The 18697-nt window shown below is 56.7% G+C and carries 18 protein-coding genes; 4 read left to right on the top strand and 14 right to left on the bottom strand.

All coding sequences use genetic code 11. The features are described from left to right. Positions 1-3: 3 nt before the first annotated feature. Positions 4-522, bottom strand: coding sequence for a hypothetical protein (locus tag ASF69_RS07245; protein ID WP_062586642.1), 519 nt, complete (start codon positions 520-522; stop codon positions 4-6). A gap of 163 nt (positions 523-685) precedes the next feature. On the opposite strand from ASF69_RS07245, the gene ASF69_RS07240 reads away from it, so the two are divergent. Then, on the top strand, positions 686-1843 hold the full coding sequence (locus tag ASF69_RS07240; protein ID WP_062586641.1) for a PA0069 family radical SAM protein: 1158 nt from the start codon (positions 686-688) through the stop codon (positions 1841-1843). A 254-nt stretch (positions 1844-2097) separates the two neighbouring features. After that, positions 2098-2751 (top strand): ribonuclease HII, encoded by a 654-nt coding sequence (locus tag ASF69_RS07235; protein WP_062587205.1) that lies wholly within the window; start codon positions 2098-2100, stop codon positions 2749-2751. Positions 2752-2762: 11 nt separating this feature from the next. On the opposite strand, the gene ASF69_RS07230 is transcribed toward ASF69_RS07235, so the two are convergent. The 13 genes from ASF69_RS07230 to ASF69_RS07170 form a co-directional block, all read right to left on the bottom strand. Then, positions 2763-4595 carry a methyl-accepting chemotaxis protein gene (locus ASF69_RS07230; RefSeq protein WP_062586640.1) on the bottom strand — a complete coding sequence of 611 codons (1833 nt, stop codon included), beginning with the start codon at positions 4593-4595 and terminating at the stop codon, positions 2763-2765. A gap of 451 nt (positions 4596-5046) precedes the next feature. Beyond that, positions 5047-5532, bottom strand: a complete 486-nt coding sequence (locus ASF69_RS07225; RefSeq protein WP_062586639.1) for a F0F1 ATP synthase subunit B — start codon at positions 5530-5532, stop codon at positions 5047-5049. A gap of 1 nt (position 5533) precedes the next feature. Continuing rightward, the gene (locus ASF69_RS07220; protein ID WP_062586638.1) at positions 5534-6172 is read right to left on the bottom strand and encodes a F0F1 ATP synthase subunit B; all 639 of its coding nucleotides are present in this window, start codon (positions 6170-6172) and stop codon (positions 5534-5536) included. 78 nt (positions 6173-6250) lie between these two features. Continuing rightward, positions 6251-6478, bottom strand: coding sequence for a F0F1 ATP synthase subunit C (locus ASF69_RS07215; RefSeq protein WP_027673924.1), 228 nt, complete (start codon positions 6476-6478; stop codon positions 6251-6253). 71 nt (positions 6479-6549) lie between these two features. Then, positions 6550-7299, bottom strand: a complete 750-nt coding sequence (locus ASF69_RS07210; protein WP_062586637.1) for a F0F1 ATP synthase subunit A — start codon at positions 7297-7299, stop codon at positions 6550-6552. A 61-nt stretch (positions 7300-7360) separates the two neighbouring features. Beyond that, the gene (locus ASF69_RS07205; protein ID WP_062586636.1) at positions 7361-7726 is read right to left on the bottom strand and encodes an AtpZ/AtpI family protein; all 366 of its coding nucleotides are present in this window, start codon (positions 7724-7726) and stop codon (positions 7361-7363) included. 270 nt (positions 7727-7996) lie between these two features. Beyond that, complete coding sequence (locus ASF69_RS07200; RefSeq protein ID WP_062586635.1) at positions 7997-9172, bottom strand: cell wall hydrolase; 1176 nt, start codon at positions 9170-9172, stop codon at positions 7997-7999. A 170-nt stretch (positions 9173-9342) separates the two neighbouring features. After that, a complete protein-coding gene (locus tag ASF69_RS07195; RefSeq protein WP_244475439.1) occupies positions 9343-11181 on the bottom strand; it encodes a potassium transporter Kup in 1839 nt (612 codons plus the stop codon). A gap of 93 nt (positions 11182-11274) precedes the next feature. Next, positions 11275-12252, bottom strand: a complete 978-nt coding sequence (locus tag ASF69_RS07190; protein WP_062586633.1) for a magnesium transporter CorA family protein — start codon at positions 12250-12252, stop codon at positions 11275-11277. Between the two features lie 397 nt (positions 12253-12649). After that, positions 12650-13768 carry an iron-sulfur cluster carrier protein ApbC gene (gene apbC, locus ASF69_RS07185; RefSeq protein WP_062586632.1) on the bottom strand — a complete coding sequence of 373 codons (1119 nt, stop codon included), beginning with the start codon at positions 13766-13768 and terminating at the stop codon, positions 12650-12652. Between the two features lie 101 nt (positions 13769-13869). Then, positions 13870-15093, bottom strand: coding sequence for a CmpA/NrtA family ABC transporter substrate-binding protein (locus ASF69_RS07180; RefSeq protein ID WP_244475419.1), 1224 nt, complete (start codon positions 15091-15093; stop codon positions 13870-13872). A gap of 76 nt (positions 15094-15169) precedes the next feature. Further along, positions 15170-15910 carry a LuxR family transcriptional regulator gene (locus ASF69_RS07175; protein ID WP_062586630.1) on the bottom strand — a complete coding sequence of 247 codons (741 nt, stop codon included), beginning with the start codon at positions 15908-15910 and terminating at the stop codon, positions 15170-15172. A 170-nt stretch (positions 15911-16080) separates the two neighbouring features. Further along, the gene (locus tag ASF69_RS07170; protein ID WP_082469653.1) at positions 16081-16878 is read right to left on the bottom strand and encodes an IclR family transcriptional regulator; all 798 of its coding nucleotides are present in this window, start codon (positions 16876-16878) and stop codon (positions 16081-16083) included. A 122-nt stretch (positions 16879-17000) separates the two neighbouring features. Here ASF69_RS07170 and ASF69_RS07165 point away from each other — a divergent pair, with 122 nt between their 5' ends. Together ASF69_RS07165 and ASF69_RS07160 are read left to right on the top strand one after the other, a co-directional pair. Next, entirely contained in the window at positions 17001-17771 is a 771-nt protein-coding gene (locus ASF69_RS07165; RefSeq protein WP_062587204.1) for an SDR family oxidoreductase, read from the top strand. After that, positions 17771-18688 (top strand): 2-dehydro-3-deoxygalactonokinase, encoded by a 918-nt coding sequence (locus tag ASF69_RS07160; protein ID WP_062586628.1) that lies wholly within the window; start codon positions 17771-17773, stop codon positions 18686-18688. Before ASF69_RS07165 ends, ASF69_RS07160 begins: the two co-directional genes overlap by 1 nt. Positions 18689-18697: the final 9 nt, after the last annotated feature.

Here is an 18697-nt window from a genome sequence, read left to right as displayed (position 1 = left end):
CGCTTACCGGGCAGCCCGCAGCACGCGTGCGGGAATAAGCTCGGCACTCAGCCGCCTGCTCTTCTGCGCTTTTGTGAAGTCGGACAGCGGCATACCGGGCCTTGCGGCGGACAGGGCGTGCTGCTTTCCGAGCAGCAAGCCATATTCCAGCGGCGGCTGGCGTCGGCTAAGTCGCGAAAGGAAAGATGGCTTGTAATGGCGGGACGGCGAAAACCGCGCCGCTTGCGTGTTGAGAGAGGTATATTCGAGAATATCCTCGATCCAACCGCTCTGGGGACGACTGCCCGGCTCCATGATCAGGATCCACTCACCGCGTGCAGATGCCACGATATCGCAAATGTCCCATTCCGTATGAAAGCGGCAACCCGCAGCTTCCGCCACCCGGGATGAGCCATCGCTGGACGCGTGATCGAGCACGATGACATCGCTGATGAGCCCCTCCACCGCTCCCGATACGAGCGTTGAAAGCGTGTGAGCAAGCTCAGGCTCCTGGTCACGGCATTCCATTATGACTGTCAGCATCTCGTCGTCAGTAAACCTATGAAATTTCTTCTATAAATTTCTATCGCAATGCAAAAGAAATAGCTATCACGCGTTTCCGCATTTTGTTCTTGTATTGTTCTCATCCTTCGTTTAAGAATCTGGTCATCCAACATGCTGGCAATTGCCGGTCAGGAGCATCCAGATGAGACAACATGTGCTTTCGGGGCAGGCTGCATTCCAGCCGGGTCATAGCCAGGATATTGCCAATGCTTTGGCTGATGCATCTGGTCTGCGGATCGAGATCGATCGCAGGCGCGGACGTGGCGCGGGCATCAACCCCGGCGGTCGTTTCGAAGCCTTGCAGCATGAACCTGTGGATGATGGCTGGCAGATCATCGAAGAACTGCCGGAATTTCGCACTGAAGTACAGGTCGAAAAGCCGCGCAGCATCATTACGCGCAACGAGTCACCCGATATTCCGTTTGATCGGTCCATCAATCCCTATCGGGGTTGTGAGCATGGCTGCATCTATTGCTTTGCAAGACCGAGCCACAGCTATATGGGCCTGTCCGCGGGTCTGGACTTCGAGGCAAAGCTGTTTGCGAAGCCCGATGCCGCCAAGCTTCTGGAGAGAGAGCTCGCCAAGCCCGGCTACAAGGCCCGGGTCATCGCAATCGGCACGAACACCGACCCTTACCAGCCGATTGAGCGGGAGTGGCGCATCATGCGTCAAATTCTTGAAGTGCTGGCAAAAGCGGAACATCCGGTCGCTATCGTCACCAAGTCCGGGTTGATTACCCGCGACATCGATATTCTGGCGCCCATGGCCGCCAAGGGGCTGGTGAAGGTCGGCATTTCGGTCACGACGCTGGACCGGAAGCTGGCGCGCAGCATGGAACCTCGCGCATCCACACCCACCAAGCGGCTGGAAGCAATAAAGACATTGACGGAAGCGGGCATTCCAACGGCTGTCATGATGGCACCGGTCATTCCCGCCTTGAACGACCACGAGATCGAACGGGTTCTGGAGGCCGGAAAGGCCGCTGGCGCGACGGAAGCATCCTATGTCTTGCTGCGATTGCCGCTTGAAGTCAGCCCGCTGTTTCGCGAGTGGCTGTTGCGCAATTATCCTCATCGCTATCAGCACGTCATGTCGCTGGTTCGCTCGATGCGAGACGGCAAGGATTACGATGCCGAGTTTGGAAAACGGATGAAGGGAGCCGGGCCCTATGCGTGGCAGATCGGTCGCCGCTTCGAGATGACGACAAAGCGTCTTGGGCTGATCCGCCGTGGCATACAACTGCGCGACGATCTGTTCATTGCTCCTGGCGGTGCTGGCGTTCAGCTGTCCTTGCTTTGAGCCAAGCCTCATCTCCTCTCGCTAGCCTGACAGGCTGACGAGTGGATGCACAGAATACCCATAGTGTCTTTGCCCTGCGCTATGGGTTTGCCCCCGGCATCTGCCGCCTCGCAAGGGTTCTGCTTTTCTCCGCTTGGAAAAGCCCGGAGGTTTATCGAGCCTCCCGCATCAGCCTTCCGCCCCCCTTTGGCTGCTGCATTTACCCTGCGACCGGGGGCTTGCAGGAGATCGGTTGCCTGTGCCAGTTTCGCCGCATGAAACAACGCACAGCATCCGATTCTCCTGCCCTCTTCGAGATCATCGACACCGGCCCGGATTTCAGCATGGAACTGGAGGCAAGAAAGCGCGGGCAATGGCCTGTCGCCGGCACGGATGAGGCAGGAAGAGGCCCGCTTGCTGGACCGGTCGTTGCTGCAGCGGTCATTCTCGATCCCGATAACATCCCCGCCGGTCTTGATGATTCGAAAAAGCTCTCGAAGGCGCGCCGGGAAGTTCTGTTTGGCCAGATCCTCCAGAGCTCCATTGTCTCCATCGCATCCTCAGGACCTGTCCTGATCGACCAGATGAATATCCTGCGTGCCAGCCTCGATGCCATGCGGCGCGCCGTCCTTGGTCTGGAGATAGCGCCCGCGCTGATCTTGGCGGATGGGCGCGACGTTCCACCCAACCTGTCCTGTGAAGGCAAGGCCGTCATAAAGGGTGATTCGCGCTCTTTATCGATTGCGGCCGCATCCATCGTCGCCAAAGTCACGCGCGACCGGATGATGGAAAAGGCAGGTGCGATCCACACGGCCTATGGCTTTGAAGCCCACGCCGGGTATGGCACGCCAACCCATTTGCGAGCCATCGAGGCACATGGCCCATGCCCGCTTCACCGCATGAGTTTCCGTCCCATACGCCGCGTGTGAAAAGGATGCACTCAGCCGGCGCGACGCAACTCGTAGGACCTGTTTTCGTATCCGTTCGATGTTTGCGAGGCGAGTTGGAAATGCTGCAACAACTCCCGTAACCTGTCGCTCTCGCTCGCGAGGGCAGACGTGGCCGACGTTGTTTCCTCGACCATGGCGGCGTTCTGCTGTGTCGTCTGATCCATCTGGTTGACGGCCGTGTTCACTTCGGCGAGCCCATTTGCCTGCTCATGCGCCGACGAGGCAATGGCGCCCATATGGTCGTTCATAACGGTAACATGACGTTCAATGGTCTTTAGCGCGTCGCCGGTCTGGCGGACGAGTGACACCCCGTTTTCCACCTCGATGGACGACTTGCTGATAAGCTCCTTGATTTCCTTCGCAGCCTTGGCCGAGCGCTGCGCCAGTTCTCGGACTTCCTGCGCCACGACAGCAAAGCCTTTGCCCGCTTCGCCGGCCCGTGCTGCTTCAACTCCGGCATTCAGCGCGAGAAGATTGGTCTGAAACGCAATCTCGTCGATCACGACGATGATGCTGGAAATTTGCCCCGAGGAGTTTTCGATTCGCTGCATCGCATCGATTGCGGTAGCAACCACGTCCTCTGAGAACTTTGCAGCACGGTTCGCCTCGGTTGCGGCCCCGCGCGCTTCGTTGACCCGTCGGGCCGAGTTGCCGACATTGACTGTTATTTCGTCAAGCGCGGCAGCTGTCTCCTCCAGAGTAGCGGCCTGTTGCTCCGTACGCTTCGACAGGTCAACGGACGCCTTGGCAATTTCGCGGGTGCCGCTGTTCATTGTCGCAATGGAATGCTGAACTTCTGACAGCGTCGTTCCCAACTGCTTCACGGAGCGATTGAAATCATGACGCAATTGCTCAAAGTCTGGCGCAAATATCTCGTTGATCTGGAATGAGAGGTCGCCGTCCGCCAGGCGCTTCAGGCCAGCCGCCAGGCCAGACGTTGCGACCTGAAGCCTTTCCTGCGCGTCGGCTTCCGCTTTCTGCTGCATGACAAGTCTTTCGGCCTCGGCCTGCTGACGAAGGCTTTCACCCTCGGCTTCCAGACGCCTTTTCTCGATTGCACCCTGCCGGAAAACTTCGACCGCCTCAGCCATCGAGCCAATTTCGTCCTTCCGGCCTTGAGCGGGAATGGTGATATCCGTTTCACCATCCGACAGACGGCGCATCACGCCGGTCATCCGGGCGAGAGGTCTTGCCAGATGGAAGTTGCCGAAAAGAGTTGCCCCGACCCCAATGGCGAGAGCGAAACAAAGGGAGACATAATTGAGGATAGTGGCGGAACGGGCGATCCCTACAGTGGTGGCGCCCTCTTCTCGCACGTCGCTTTCCATGTCATCCACTGCGCCTTGAAGCGCCGTCTTTGCGTCGGTGTAGAATTTGAGAGCCTCCCCAACGAATGTGGATCGAGCTTCTTCACTCTTGCCCTCGTTCAGCAACGCCTTGACGCTGTCCCAGCGACCTTCCGACAGTTTCCATTTCTCGAGGAAGGACATGAAAAACTTCTTGTCGGCTTCATCAACGAGATAATTCTGGTATTCGGCAAATCCCTTCTCGAGGGAGAGCCTCGCCGTTTGCATCTGAGCCTCGAACTGTGGGCGCGCCTCTGCCGGAGAACTCACAATCGAGCTCTGGGCATTGCGGACGTCGCCAACGGTGGCATTAATCTCACCAAGAAGAATGAAGGCCGGGACGCGATCTTCGACAATCGTTCCGATACCGCCTCGGATATTGTTCAGAGAGGAGATCGATGCGATCCCCTGAACGCCAGCGACAAGTAACATGACACCGGAGAGCCCGGCCAAGACGACGCCGATTGATATCTTCATTGGAAAGTCCTCAAACTGTCAAATCCGGAGAAGTACTCCAGGAAATAGATTTACGTCTAAATTTGTCAGCAAACTTATCCACGGTCGCTCCCCATTCAAACCATTGAAGGATGGCGCTTCTCCCTGCATAGTCTGATACTTGCATCGATTAATATTTGAATTTTATTAAATTTTCTTTATTGGACTTTTTCCCTGGAGCACTTGTCTTCGACCCGACCCGTCATGACGTCCGTTCTGCTCAGCTATACAAGACGATATCCATGTCTTTCTTCAGCGTCGGCTAAACACGGGACGTATTACTGGGTGTGGGTTGTCCTGAACTCTCAAGGTGGCGATGAACTGGAGCGTCACCTCGTGGGAAGGGACGCTCTTGCGCAAAGAAAAACCCTCCCCGATGTCTCGGAGAGGGTTTGTGGTTTGAAGACCAGACAGAGTGTGGCTTACCGCTAGATCAGTTGAGGCGCGTCTTGACGTCACCGACAGCCGTCTTGAAGAGCTTTGCCTTAGAGGCAGCGGTCATCTTCTCGGCAATCAACTTCTCGGAAGCGGCGATGGCCAGATCAACTGCGGCAGAACGGACGGCGCCGATGGCATCGGTCTCGGCCTGCAATATCTTCTGTTCGGAAAGCGCGTTGCGGCGTGCCACAAATTCTTCCGTCTTGAGCTTGGCTTCTGCCGTCAATGCGGCAGCTTCGCGTTCGGCAGCAGCGATGATGTTTGCTGCGTCGGCTTCGGCTTCCTTACGCTTGCGCTGATATTCAGCCAGCAGATGCTGAGCCTCTTCGCGCAGGCGCTTGGCTTCCGCCAGCTCTTCCTTGATGTTTCCAGCGCGCTCATCGAGCGAGCTTGCCAGCATACCCGGAACCTTGAGGTAAGCGATCAGAACGAAGAAAAGGATAAGACCGACGAGTGCGAAAAATGTTGCATCAAACGCCATATCAAGCCTCCTTCGCTGCGGCAGCAGCAACCACGGCTGCCTTTGCATCCGTATCCTTGACCTTGGTGCCGATCAGCTGATCGACAATGGCAGTCGCGGTTTCTTCAGCAATCGTACCGACGTCGGCAAACGCCTGCTCCTTGATGCTGGTAATGCGAGCTTCTGCGGCAGCCAGCTTCTCAGCCAGCTCTGCCTCGATCGCTGCGCGATCCGCATCCGCCTTGGTCTTTGCGGCTTCGCGAGCGGCAGCTGCGATCGAGCCGGCCTTTGCGCGAGCAGCGCTCAATTCTTTTTCATAGGTTTCGATAGCGGCATCTGCCTCGGCCTTCAGCCGGGCTGCTTCATCGAGGTCCTGTGCGATACGGCCGTGACGGTCTTCGAGAATACCGCCTACGCGCGGCACGATGACCTTCTTCATGAGCACGTAGAACAGGCCGAACGTAATGGCCAGCCAAAGAAGCTGGGATGCGTAAGTGGACTGATCGAACGGCGGGAACACTGCGGATTCGTGACCGGCGTCGTGCGCCACTCCGGTTTCCGTATGCGTTGCTTCCGGAGCGGTCTGACCGACAGCCGGAGTTCCGGTATTCGTTTCACTTGTCGCCGGTGCTGACTGGGCCAAAGCCTCGGTCACGAACATGCTCACCTCCAGGGGTAGTGCAAATGCGAAGGATCACGGCACGCCAGAGCGAGCCGTGATCCATACCTGATGCCGAAATTAGACAGCGAACAGGAGAAGGAGAGCTACGAGCAGCGAGAAGATGCCCAGAGCTTCCGTAACGGCGAAGCCGAATACCAGACGGCCGAACTGGCTGTCAGCGGCAGACGGGTTGCGCAGTGCGCCCGACAAGAAATCGCCGAAGATACGGCCGAGAGCGAGGGACGTACCAGCCATGCCGAGGCATGCGAGACCTGCGCCGATGTACTTTGCTGCTTCCGCTTCCATGTTAAGCTCCTTAGAATGGGTTGTTGCGGCTATTTTTGACACCCGTGTATCGGGGCCAGCGACTTTACTTCTCAGTGACCGCCATGCACGGCGTCGTTCAGGTACATGCAAGTCAGTACCGCGAAGACGTATGCCTGCAGGAAGGCGACGAGAAATTCCAGACCGGTCATTGCGACCGTCATGATGAGTGGCAGGATTGCGCCACCGATACCAAGTGCGCCAAGAGCACCCATGGAAGCGACGAAGCCCGAGAAAACCTTCAGCGTGATGTGACCGGCAAGCATGTTCGCGAAGAGACGAACGGAAAGGCTGATCGGACGCGAAAGGAAGGAGATGATTTCAATGGACGACACGAGCGGCAACAGCACCGCCGGCACACCTGATGGCGCGAAGATTCCAAGGAAATGAAGACCGTGCTTGTAGAAGCCGTAGACGACGACGGTTCCGATAACGAGGCACGACAGCGCAAATGTCACGATGATCTGGCTGGTGACCGTGAAGAAGTACGGGAACATGCCAAGCAGGTTGGCTGTCAGAACGAACATGAACAGCGAAAACACGAAGGGGAAGAACACCATGCCCTTTTTGCCCGCACCTTCGCGCAGCATCGAGGCGATGAATTCATAGGACATTTCCGCCACGGACTGCATACGCGTCGGGATCAAGCCCCTGTTCGACGTTGCGAAATACAGAAAGCCTGATGCAGCAGCTACCGTTGCGACCATGAAAAGAGACGCATTGGTGAACGAGAAATCGACGCCACCGATCTCAATCGGGATGATCGGCGTTACCATAAACTGATGGGTCGGATCGTTTGCCACCGTGTGCCCTCTTAGCCTGTTGCCGCTCGCAGCGGCACTTAACGTCTATGGAAAGGAGCGATCACTCGCCTTTCTTCCCACCCTTGTCTTGTCCCAACCCGCCTTCCATGAGCGGCGGCTTGGCCACCACTCCTGCGGAACGCAGTACATTCAACACGCCTGCACAGAAACCCAGAAGAAGAAGAACGATCATCCCCCAAGGCGACGTGCCAGCAAAATGGTCCAGAAGATAACCCAGCATCGCACCGACGATGACCGCGGAGATAAACTCAGAAGAGAGCTTGATCGCCATTGCAAAGCCTTTCCGGCTTTCAGCAGCATTCTGCTCAGTCCTTGCTTCCGCGTCGTCCTCCGCTTTCACCTTGGCCAATTCGTCGGCAAGGCGTTTGCGGCGCTCATCCAGACTATCGTTACGGTTGCCAGTCATTTTCAAAACCCGCCTTTCTTCTCCGTTCCGGTGTTGCCAGAACCCCTCGGAGTTGTAAACGGCAGGGCTTCAAGCCTGTTCCAGCCCGCTCTGAAGTCGCGCGCAACATAGTTTTAGGGACTTCGCTAGTCAAGGCACTGACCGCGCTTCCCATATTACAAAATTGTGTATGAAATTCATGCACTTGCGCGATTTGCGCAGTTTTCGCGTGATGTGAGTGTCCGGAATCGGCATTTTTGACACGTTTATCCCGGGAAAAAGCCCGGCAGATCAGCTCCAGCCGCCGCCATAGGTGCGGTAGAAGACGTGCAGACCGATTCTTCCGACTTTTTTCATGCTTTTGCCCCAGGCCGGGCGAACATAGACCGCATGATAATGCGTCGCGGAGCCCACTTCGTTCAGCCAGATCTTTCCGGCCGTCGTTGCCATGGCCACTTCACGGGCCATTTTCCAGTGACGCTCCGAATTGACGCGGTCTCTTATATTGTCACAGGCAAATGAGAACTGGCAGCGATTGCGCCAGTCCTTGTTCTGGTAGACGACACCGCAGATGGTCTTTGGGTAGGACGGATTGCGCACGCGGTTGAGAATGACCTGTGCAACAGCGGCCTGTCCCTTGACCGATTCGCCGCGCGCTTCGAAATAGATGCCCGAAGCAAGACACTGCTGCTCGGCGGCCGAAAAGACTTCCGCTGGCAGGGGCGTTGCCGCCCAGGCATGATCGTCGGGAGATATCTGCGGAATGAAACGACCCGCATCCGGCTTCTTCAAAATGGCGTCAAAGGGCGATTCCCGGGCGAAGTCCGGTTCGGGAGGCGCATAGGCCGTCGCCAGCACATCGGCCGTGCGGTTTGTAATCAGCTCCGCCACCATGGGGGAAACGCTCTTTTCCTTCTTCGCCTCATCGCGACGAAAATAGAAGGAGGCGAGTTCAATGTCCTTGCTCTTCTTCTGCTTGACGAAGGCCGTCCGGTCCTTGCGCTTGAGCGGCTCGATATCGAGCATACTGGTGCGTTGCAGAACGGAACCTGCGGTAAAGGATTTCGGCGGCTGCATGATTTCCGTGGAAACCACCCTGCCCTTCTTGGCGGCCCGGTTAACACGGTCGCTGTCCGGCGTGGTTTCCTTGCCGCTCTTGCCGGTGACAAAGGACACCTTCTTGCCATCAGGCGTAATCATGCCACCGCCGGTCAATGCCGAATCCGGAGATGCCTGATCAAATGCGAGAGACGCCTGGTGGACCGAACCCGCCGGGGAGTTGGTGAGAACCATGCGCCATTGTTCGCCACCGGCATCAAGCCCCGCCAGAAGCGATGCAAGGTCGGCGCGTGCGGCGAGAGAGGGAAATGCAAGCCAGGCGGCAAGGCCGAAGACGACAGGCGATGTCCATTTCTCAAACGAGAACAAAGACCCGCGACGCGATACTTTTCTTGAACGCAAAACCATCACTCCGGACACAAGACGCAACTCACTGCTACGGCTCCGGATAATCTCTCATTAACCTTGATGCTTGGTTAACGAGCTGGCGGCGACGGCGATCATTTTAGTATGCGCGCATGTAAAAAGCGCCATCCGTTACCGGGATGGCGCTTGATTTCATCGCTTCGGTTCCAGCGTCAGATCACGACGTGGGAGCCCAGTTCCACCACGCGGTTTGCCGGAAGGCGGAAGTAATCGGAGGGATCCGCCGCCGTTTCGGCCAGCCCGATGAACAGACGGTTCTGCCAGCCGGGCATTCCAGATTTTGGATCCGGCACGAGTTTGCGGCGGCCGAGATAGAACGAGGTCGACATGATGTCGAACTTGTACCCCGTGCGGCGCAGATAGCCGAGCGCCTGCGTGACGTTCTGCGTTTCCATGAACCCGAAATGCAGTTCCACGACCACGAAGCGCTCGCTGATCTTGGTGATCGTGTAACGTTTGTCGGGGTGAACGCGCGGCGTGTCTTCCGTACGGATCGTCAAAATCACATTCTTGTCGTGCAGAACGTGATTATGCTTGAGATTGTGCAACAGGGCCGCAGGTGCTGTTTCCGGATCGCCGGTCAGGAAGATCGCCGTGCCGGGAATGCGAACCGGCGCGTGGGAGCTTTCCTTCTCAACGGATGCCACGAAAGCCTTCAGCGGTATGTCCGTGCGACGCGTCTTGGCGAACAGGATCTTGGAACCGCGCTGCCATGTGGTCATGATGACAACGAAGGCCAGGGCCAGAAGAACCGGAACATAGCCACCATCATGAATTTTCAGCAGGTTGGCGCCGAGGAATATCAGCTCCAGCGAGATGAAGGGGAAGATGACAAGCATGGCCAGCGAAACCGACCACTTCCAATGCGTTCTGGCGAACTGGAAGAACAGGAGGCTGGTTACGACCATGGCACCGGTTACGGAAATGCCATAGGCGGTCGCCAGAGCATCAGAGCTCTTGAACGTCAGTACTAACGCCACGACACCGAACAGAAGGATGGTGTTGACGGACGGAAGGTAGATCTGCCCTGTATTGGTTTCGGACGTGAAGAGAATTTCCATGCGCGGCAGATAGCCAAGATGGATGGCTTGTCTGACGAGCGAGAATGCACCGGTGATGACGGCCTGGCTGGCAATGATGGTTGCAGCCGTTGCCAGAATGACCGCCGGCAGCAGCGCCCACTGCGGAAACATGAGGTAAAACGGGTTGGCCATCGCCTCCGGGTATTTGAGCACGAGTGCACCCTGCCCCAGATAATTCAGTGTCAGCGCAGGAAACACCAGGACGAACCACGCCCACTGGATCGGTCTGCGGCCAAAGTGGCCGAGGTCGGCGTATAGCGCCTCCGCTCCGGTAATCGTCAGGAACACGGCACCGAGAACAACGATACCGTAGAAACCTTCGGCAAGCAGGAATTCCACGGCGTGCCACGGATTGAACGCATAGAGAATGCTGTAGTCGTCCGAAATGTGCATGAGGCCGACGAGGCCCATGACGATGAACCAGACTGCGGTAATCGGGCCGAAGAACTTTGCCACCGTTTCGGTGCCGTGCGACTGGATGGCGAACAATGCCACCATGATACCCACGGATATGGGTATGATGAATTCATCCATCTGCGGCGTTACAAGCTTCAAGCCTTCGACTGCCGAAAGGACGGAAAGAGCGGGCGTGATCATTGCATCGCCCAAAAACAGTGCTGCACCGATCAGACCCAGCATGATGAGAACGCCGCGCTTTGCGCCCGCCGTCTTCATCAACAGGGCAAGAAGGGAAAGAGTGCCGCCCTCGCCATCATTGTCTGCCCGAAGAAGGAAACAGATGTATTTGATCGTGACGATGATGGTGAGAGCCCAGATCATCAGGGAGATGAGCCCGATGACCTCCGACTCGGTCACGCCATCATGGGAAATCGGCTTCAAGGCTTCGCGGAAAGCGTAGAGCGGGCTGGTGCCGATGTCGCCATAGACGACGCCGATGGAACCGAGCATTGCCGGAAACAGCCCCTTCAGACGACGGTCGTCCGTGTCCGGTTTCTCGAGGCTTTCCTTATCCAAGGCATGAGACATGTTTATCCTGACCGGTTAAAGCCAGCCCTTCCAGCGGAAAAAGATGAACGGAATGATGGCTGAGACGAGCATGACGAAGACCGCCAATGGATACCCGTAGGACCATTGCAGTTCCGGCATGACGTTGAAGTTCATTCCGTAGACGGATGCCACAAGCGTGGGCGGCAGAAAGACCACCGACGCAATGGAAAAAATCTTGATGATGGCGTTCTGCTCGACATTGATGATGCCCAGAGCAGCGTCCAGCAAAAAGGTAAGATTGCCGGAAATGAAGGAGGCGTGTTCGGAAAGCGACTGTATGTCCCGTCCGATGGAGCGACCCGTTTCCTTGTTTTCCTTGTCCTGCTGCACATTTGGCGTGGCTTGCAGAAAGGATTGCAGGCGCGCAAGAGATGCAAGGCTGTCGCGCACCTTGGATATCAGCCGGTGATAGGCCGAGATATCTGCGATCTTATCTTCGAGATAGCGGGGCGCCTTGCGCTTGCTGCGCGCCTGCTCTCCGAAGATTCCGGCTGCAACATCATCGATGCGCACAACCGAGGTCTCCAGTATCTCCGCTGTCCGGTCGACGATCGTCTCCAGAAGCTTCAACAACAGCGACGTGCCGCTGCGCATTTCGTTCGGAACACGCGAGATGGCGCCGATAAAGAGATTGAAGGATTTCGGCTCGGCATAGCGAATGGTGACAAGCCGCCGGCCCGCCAGAACGAAGGCGACATCCGTCAAACGCGGATCGCGGGAATCTGCGTTCCAGACCAGCGATCCCGTCATGAAGACATTTCCGTCTTCGACATAAAGTCGGCTGGATGGCTCGATATCTTTCAGATCTTCGCGGGTGGGCAATTCGACACCGAGCAGCTTCTCGACGAAGAGCTCCTCGGATCGTTCGGGATTCACGAGATCGATCCAGACAATATCGTCCGAAATCTGCGGGGCCGATAGGTCCGCCGACAGGCTGATTGCCTCGCAATTCGAGCGATAGGCTTTGATCAATCAGTTTCTCCGGTCAGCACACCGACAAAGGTCGGAAGGCTGCTCTAACACATCATGTGTGGCTTCCGCAAACGCCCGGATGGACGGCGGATCAAACGGCGCAGGGCTATGCTCCGAATGCCCGCAATAATCAAGGGCTATTTTTCACAGGATGCTCTTCCAGCCTGACAACCAACTGCCGCGACCGAGCTGCTGTATGTGCGACAGCGTTCGCATGACGATTCAGAAAATGAGGAATTAACGATTGAAATTCAGCGGCTTAAATCGATACTCCAGCGCGTTTTTCCCGCTTGCCCGGCTCGAAACCGACACCTCGCGTGGTTCCGGCTGGCGCCACGAGCAATGTCAAGTTGTGGAAAAGACAGAGTGCCATGCGCAGGACGCATCGATCAGACCGCTATTCGAAGATGATGCGCGGTGCTGGTTTGCTCAAACCCGCCCCCACCTGGGCCCAGACCTTCTCGGCAATATCCCGGTAGATCTTTGCCTGTGGACCGTCCGGTTCGGACACGACAACGGGCGTTCCAGCGTCCGATAGCTCGCGAATGGAGATCGTCAACGGGACTTCGCCCAGAAACGGAACACCGATGCGCTCCGCCTCGGCCCGCGCACCGCCGTGACCGAATATATCGTAACGCGCACCTGTATCCGGCGCTATGAAGTAGCTCATGTTTTCGATGACGCCAAGAAGTGGAACCTCGACCTTTCGGAACATGGTGATACCCTTGCGGGCATCGATCAGCGCCATGTCCTGCGGTGTGGAAACAATGACGGCACCGGCCAGAGGCACCTGTTGGGCAATGGTCAACTGCGCATCGCCGGTGCCCGGCGGCATGTCCAGCACAAGCACATCGAGCTCACCCCATGCCACTTCGCGCAACATCTGCATCAGGGCGGATTGAACCATGGGCCCGCGCCAGATCATTGCCGCCTCTTCATCGACCAGGAAGCCCATGGACATGACCTTCAAGCCATAATTTTCCATGGGGAGGATGATGCGGTTTTCCACCTGCTGCGGACGTCCCGAGATTTTCAACAGGCGAGGAAGAGAAGGCCCGTAAATATCGGCATCGAGAATCCCGACACGAAGGCCGAGTGTCTGGAGGCCCAATGCCAGATTGACGGCCGTGGTGGATTTGCCAACCCCGCCCTTGCCCGACGCTACCGCGATGATCGAGCCTATTCCTGGAACGCCAGCCTTTGTCCGCGCCTGCGGCGGCGCCTTTGCGGCAGTCGCCGGCGGTTTTTGCGGAGCAGAACCGGGTTTGCGATCTGCCGTCAACGCCACCATCGCCGATTTGATGCCGGGCACGGCCAGTGCGGCTTTTTCGGCGGCCAGTCGCAACGGCTCCATCTCATTGGCTTTTTCAGCCGGAACAGTGACAGAGAAAAAAGCTTTGCCGTCAGCGATGAATATCTCCGACACCATGCCGAGAGCAACGATGCTCTGATCGCTGCCAGGGTAGACGACGCTTTCGAGTGCCTTTTCAATCTCTTTCTTGTCTATCTGTGCCATGTCATGTCCATTCTTGCGACAGTTCTCGCCCGCAGACCGTGCCGAGAAGAGCACGTGTTGCCAGGATCGGGCCGTTACCCGCTCACATATGTGCCGATATGTCAGTTTTCCCCGACCGTGTCGAATTTTTCCGGATCGAAGATACGCCCGTCAAAAAAGGCATCCGGACCAAGGATCAGCCCGGAGCGTGATGCGCCGACATGCACAGGTTGATGCAGCGTGCCCTCAAGCTTCATATTGGCGGACGGAACGGGTGCGAAGAGTGGCTTGATGGCCTTGCGGAAGATATCTGGGCGGAAGGCTTCGCAGGCCGCTTCGTAGGCTTTGACGTTTGCCGAAAACTCGGCCGGACAATCGCTCCACCGCAGCATCTGGGCAAAAAACCAGAGCGCCTGACTTTGCCAGGGAAAATTGGCGGCTCCTGCGCTTGTGGAAAAGAAGTCAGGGCATTCCAGCATGCGCGCGGGAGAATGCGAGATGAAACCGGTCAAGGCAGGCAGGATGAGTTCGCCGTCAGTATCCAGATATTGAGGAGCGGCCAGAATGCCTGCCAGTTCCTCGATATTGGCATTGCTGGAACACCACTCTCCCGCCCGATAAAGAGCGCGCAGAAGCGCTTCCAGCGTCGGGGCATTGGCACTTGCCCAATCGCGGGAGACGGCCAGAACCTTTTCGGGCGCATTCTGCCAGATGTGCGATTTTGTCGTCAGTATACGTGCCGTGCCGCGCAGGACCGCCGATGTTCCATAGGGTTCAGATACATAGAAGCCATCGATGTCGCCGTTCTCAAGCATATCCGGCATGGCTGCGGGTGCCACCTCCAGAAGGACGATCTCTCGGTCGATCCGCAGTCTGGCACTGTCGAGCAGGTAACGCAGTTCGAACATGGATACGGAAAGCTCATGCTCGACGGCGAGCATGAGCGGCTTAAGCTTTGCCTCGGCGCGTGAAGAAGCCAGGCGCGCAAGCGCCCGCGCTACGCTACCTGGATCCGGAATTTTCATGCCTTGCTCAACCAGATCGTCATGAACGACCTTCGAGACAGCAAGAACCGCGCCGCCGGTAGCAAGGACGAATGGGGCTATGAGATCGGCGGGGAGACCGGGCATTCCAAGCGCGGAAGCAACCGGCAGCACCGCAGGAAGGTGCATACCGTGCAGGCCGGCGTCCTCCCACGCGTCCAACAGCTCGCGGGGAGACGATGCCTTTGAAAGTTCAAGCGACAGACCTTCGTCCGTGGCAAATCCTTTTTCAGCCGCCGCAACAAGGACCGCACAATCAACCGTGGGAGAAAATCCAGCCTTGAAGCTTCTCGTAGCTGACAAACGAATCTCCTTGCCGCAAGCCATTCAAGAATTGCTTACGACGGCACAGATAACAATCAAAAAATCGAAAATATTCCTATTTTATCAGACCGACTCTCAGCGCCTTGGCGACAGCCTGTGTTCGATTGACGGTGTTCAGCTTTTTGGTAGCCCGATTGAGGTAGTGATTGACGGTATGCTCGGACAAAAGGAGGATTTCAGCGATCTCCGCGCTCGTCTTGCCGGCAGCGGTCCAGTTGAGGCAGTCGATTTCGCGGTCCGTGAGGGTTTCGGGAATGCGCGCATCAAGGCTGCGCACGAAAGCGAGACGGCTGAACACATGCGAAGCGATATAGGATATCTCGGCCATGGCCCTGGGAGAAAAGACCACGTCCTGACCATGGAAGGAAACCGCGCCGCGCTGACCTGTCGCATCATGAACCGGGCACCAAAGACCGCTGTTCATCTCAAAGCGATTGAAAAGATCCACGATCATAGCGGTGGAAGCCGCGTCAAAGCCACGTGTTGCGAGGGTAAGGTCGACTTGAAAGGGCACACAGCACTGTTTCAACTCTCGTAAAACGTTGCTGCGCGACAGGAGCCGTTCATGGTCGTATTGGTGCAAAAGTTCAGCGGGCCAGTTTGTAATGACGGTGAATTGAGACAGTTCCGTTGCGATATGAGAAGGCAGGTTGATGACCATAAATGCCTTCAGACCCCAAGCTTCGGTCACTTTCTTGAGGAATCTGAATATATCGAACTGAGTTTTTAGCTCGGCCACTTCCTGCGCCGATTCCGCACCGGGGAGCGTAGAAAATGGGGTATCTGACTTCAACATCGTCTTTTGTCTTTACGGCTGTTATAAAATGAAAGTTGTCGGCTAAAGAAATATCCCACAAACAGATACCAATTTACCACATTTTTGCAAACAAAAGTTGATGAGATAATTAATCACAATTTTCGAAAATGAGGATTGTTATTGTACATTTATGGGAAATCTATTGGGATTCACTCATGATTTGGAGATGTCCTTACGAGTATATCCGAAGAAATATTGGCCGCTGCTTCACAAACAATTCCAGCCCAACCCTCAAGTCGTTCGCGACTAAGCCTATAGGTTGGGCCCGTTACTGAAATAGCTGCGCTATACGACCTTCCGGTTGCAACTATTGGTACTGCAATGCATTGTATTCCTGTCTCGTGTTCCTCAAGATCAAAACCAAAACCCCTCTTTTTGATTGTTTCGACTTCCTGTTTTAGCTGGGCTGGAGAAACTATGGTGTGCGGGGTGTAGCTATGAAATTCCATGGCCGAAACGGTTGTATTCAGAACTGCTTCCGGTAGCAGTGAGAGGGCCGCTTTTCCTACGCCAGTGCAATAGGCTGGCGACACGCGGCCGATCTGTGAATGCATTCTTACAGAGTGTTTTCCGTCTATCTTGTCGAGGTAAATGATCTGCGTGCCTCGCAAAACCCCCAGATGAACGGATTCCCCTGTCTGTTCCTGCAGCCTGCGCAGGTGCGGCGCAGCTATGGAGCGCAGATCGTTACCATTCCAGGCCTGGGATGCGAATGTCAGCAGTCGCAGCCCTGCTACGTAGGTCTGCTCGTCAGTGTGGTCGAGCAGCCCCTCTTCTACAAGGTGCATCAGCTGCCGGTGCAATGTCCCTCTCGGCTGCCCGGACCGTTCCAGTATATCGGTGAAACGAAGAGGCCTTGCCGAGGCGGTCACGATTTCCAGAACGTGAATAAGCTTACCCAGCGTACCCGTGCCGCTCATCTGCGTTCTTTCGCCATGATATGGCATGATGTTTCCTCGATCAACCAACCAGCCATGCTTGACATTGCAAGAGCGGAAAGTGCACTATTCCATTTAATGAAACATAGTTCCAAATAATGGAACAGGCAATCCTCAATCTGGAGTGCGGGATGGCGCAGGTGACGAGTCACGACCCTGAGTTTGCGGATCAAGGCGTCTTGATCACCGGCGGCGCCACCGGCATCGGAGCCTCACTGGTCCGCGCCTTTTCCGAAAGCGGCGCGAAAGTCGCCTTTATCGATGTCGACATCCAGGCGGGAGAGGCGCTTGCCAGATCCTTGAGCGGCGGCGCCCGTCATCCGGTCACCTTCGTCCATGGCGATCTGCGCGTAGCAGATCAGCTTTCGAGCGCCGTTGATGCTGCGGCACAGGCTACGGACGGCATCAAGGTCCTGGTGAACAATGCCGCCTGGGATGACCGGCATGATATTGACGAGGTGACCAGCGAATACTGGGACGCCAACCATGCGGTCAATCTGAAGCCGGTCTTTTTCGTCACTCAGGCCGCCCTGCCCTATCTGCGTCAGGCCCAGGCCGCCGCGGTCATCAATTTCTCCTCCATCTCCTACCTTCTCAATATGGGCGAACTGCCCGCCTATGCTGCGGCCAAAGCCGGCATCATCGGGCTTACGAAAAGTCTGGCCGGGAGGCTGGGTCCGGAGAACATCCGCGTCAACGCGATTTTGCCCGGCATGATCGTCACCGAAAGGCAGCGCGAGCTCTGGCTGACGGACGAGTCCATTTCCCAGGGCGTGTCGCGCCAATGCCTGAAACGTGCGCTGTCGGCCGAAGACCTTGTCGGCCCCTGTATGTTTCTTGCCTCATCCGCATCTGCCGCCATGACGGCGCAAACAATCATCATCGATGGAGGTCTTTTGTAATGTCCGATGCCGCATTTGTTGCTGTGGACTGGGGTACGACCAGTTTCCGGCTTTGGCTGATGAGCGCCTCCGGGGAAATCCTCGGCGAACGCAGAAGCGGCGAAGGCATGACGACCGCCATGCAGACGGGTTTTGCAAACGTGTTGTCTTCCCATCTGGCGGCACTCTCTGCACCTGCCGGTCTGCCCGTGATTATCTGCGGCATGGCTGGCGCTCGTCAGGGCTGGGTGGAGGCTGGCTATGTGGATGTCCCGGCTGATCTTTCAGAGGTCTTGAAGGTTGCCGTGCGCGTCGAGGGCCAAACGGATGACATCCGTATTCTGCCCGGACTGGCGCAACGTTCGAACGATGCGCCAGATGTGATGCGTGGCGAGGAAACACAATTGCTCGGGGCCTTGTCCGAACACCACAAGACCGGCGAGCAACTCGTCTGCATGCCGGGAACCCATTCCAAATGGGTCAGCGTCAACGCGCTCAAGGTCACCGGATTTTCAACCTTCATGACCGGGGAATTGTTCGACGTCATCTCAAAGCATTCCATCCTGTCCCACGCCCTTGCAGACGCAAGCCCATTTACCGGCGATCTTCCCGCGTTTCGTTCTGCGGTGGCCGATAGCTATGCGCATCCGTATATGGCGACCAACCGGCTGTTTACCGTTCGGTCCGGGCAATTGTTGCATGGCCTCACACCCACCGACGCAAAGGCAAGACTTTCGGGCACCATGATCGGGCTGGAGATTGCCGGAGCGCACTCCACTGCACCCAGGAGCGCCAAGGTGGTGCTGATCGCATCCGGCGCGCTTGGTGCCCTTTACAGCGCCGCTTTTGAGGCGCTTTCCATAGATTTCGTTACCATTGATGCCGATGAAGCCGTTCGCAACGGGCTTGTCGCCGCCGCAAACGCCATATGGCACTGAGGAGTTTAA

It is taken from the genome of Rhizobium sp. Leaf311, from assembly GCF_001423445.1.
In the GTDB taxonomy this organism is placed as follows: domain Bacteria; phylum Pseudomonadota; class Alphaproteobacteria; order Rhizobiales; family Rhizobiaceae; genus Agrobacterium.
This window is presented reverse-complemented; position numbering and strand designations above follow the sequence as displayed.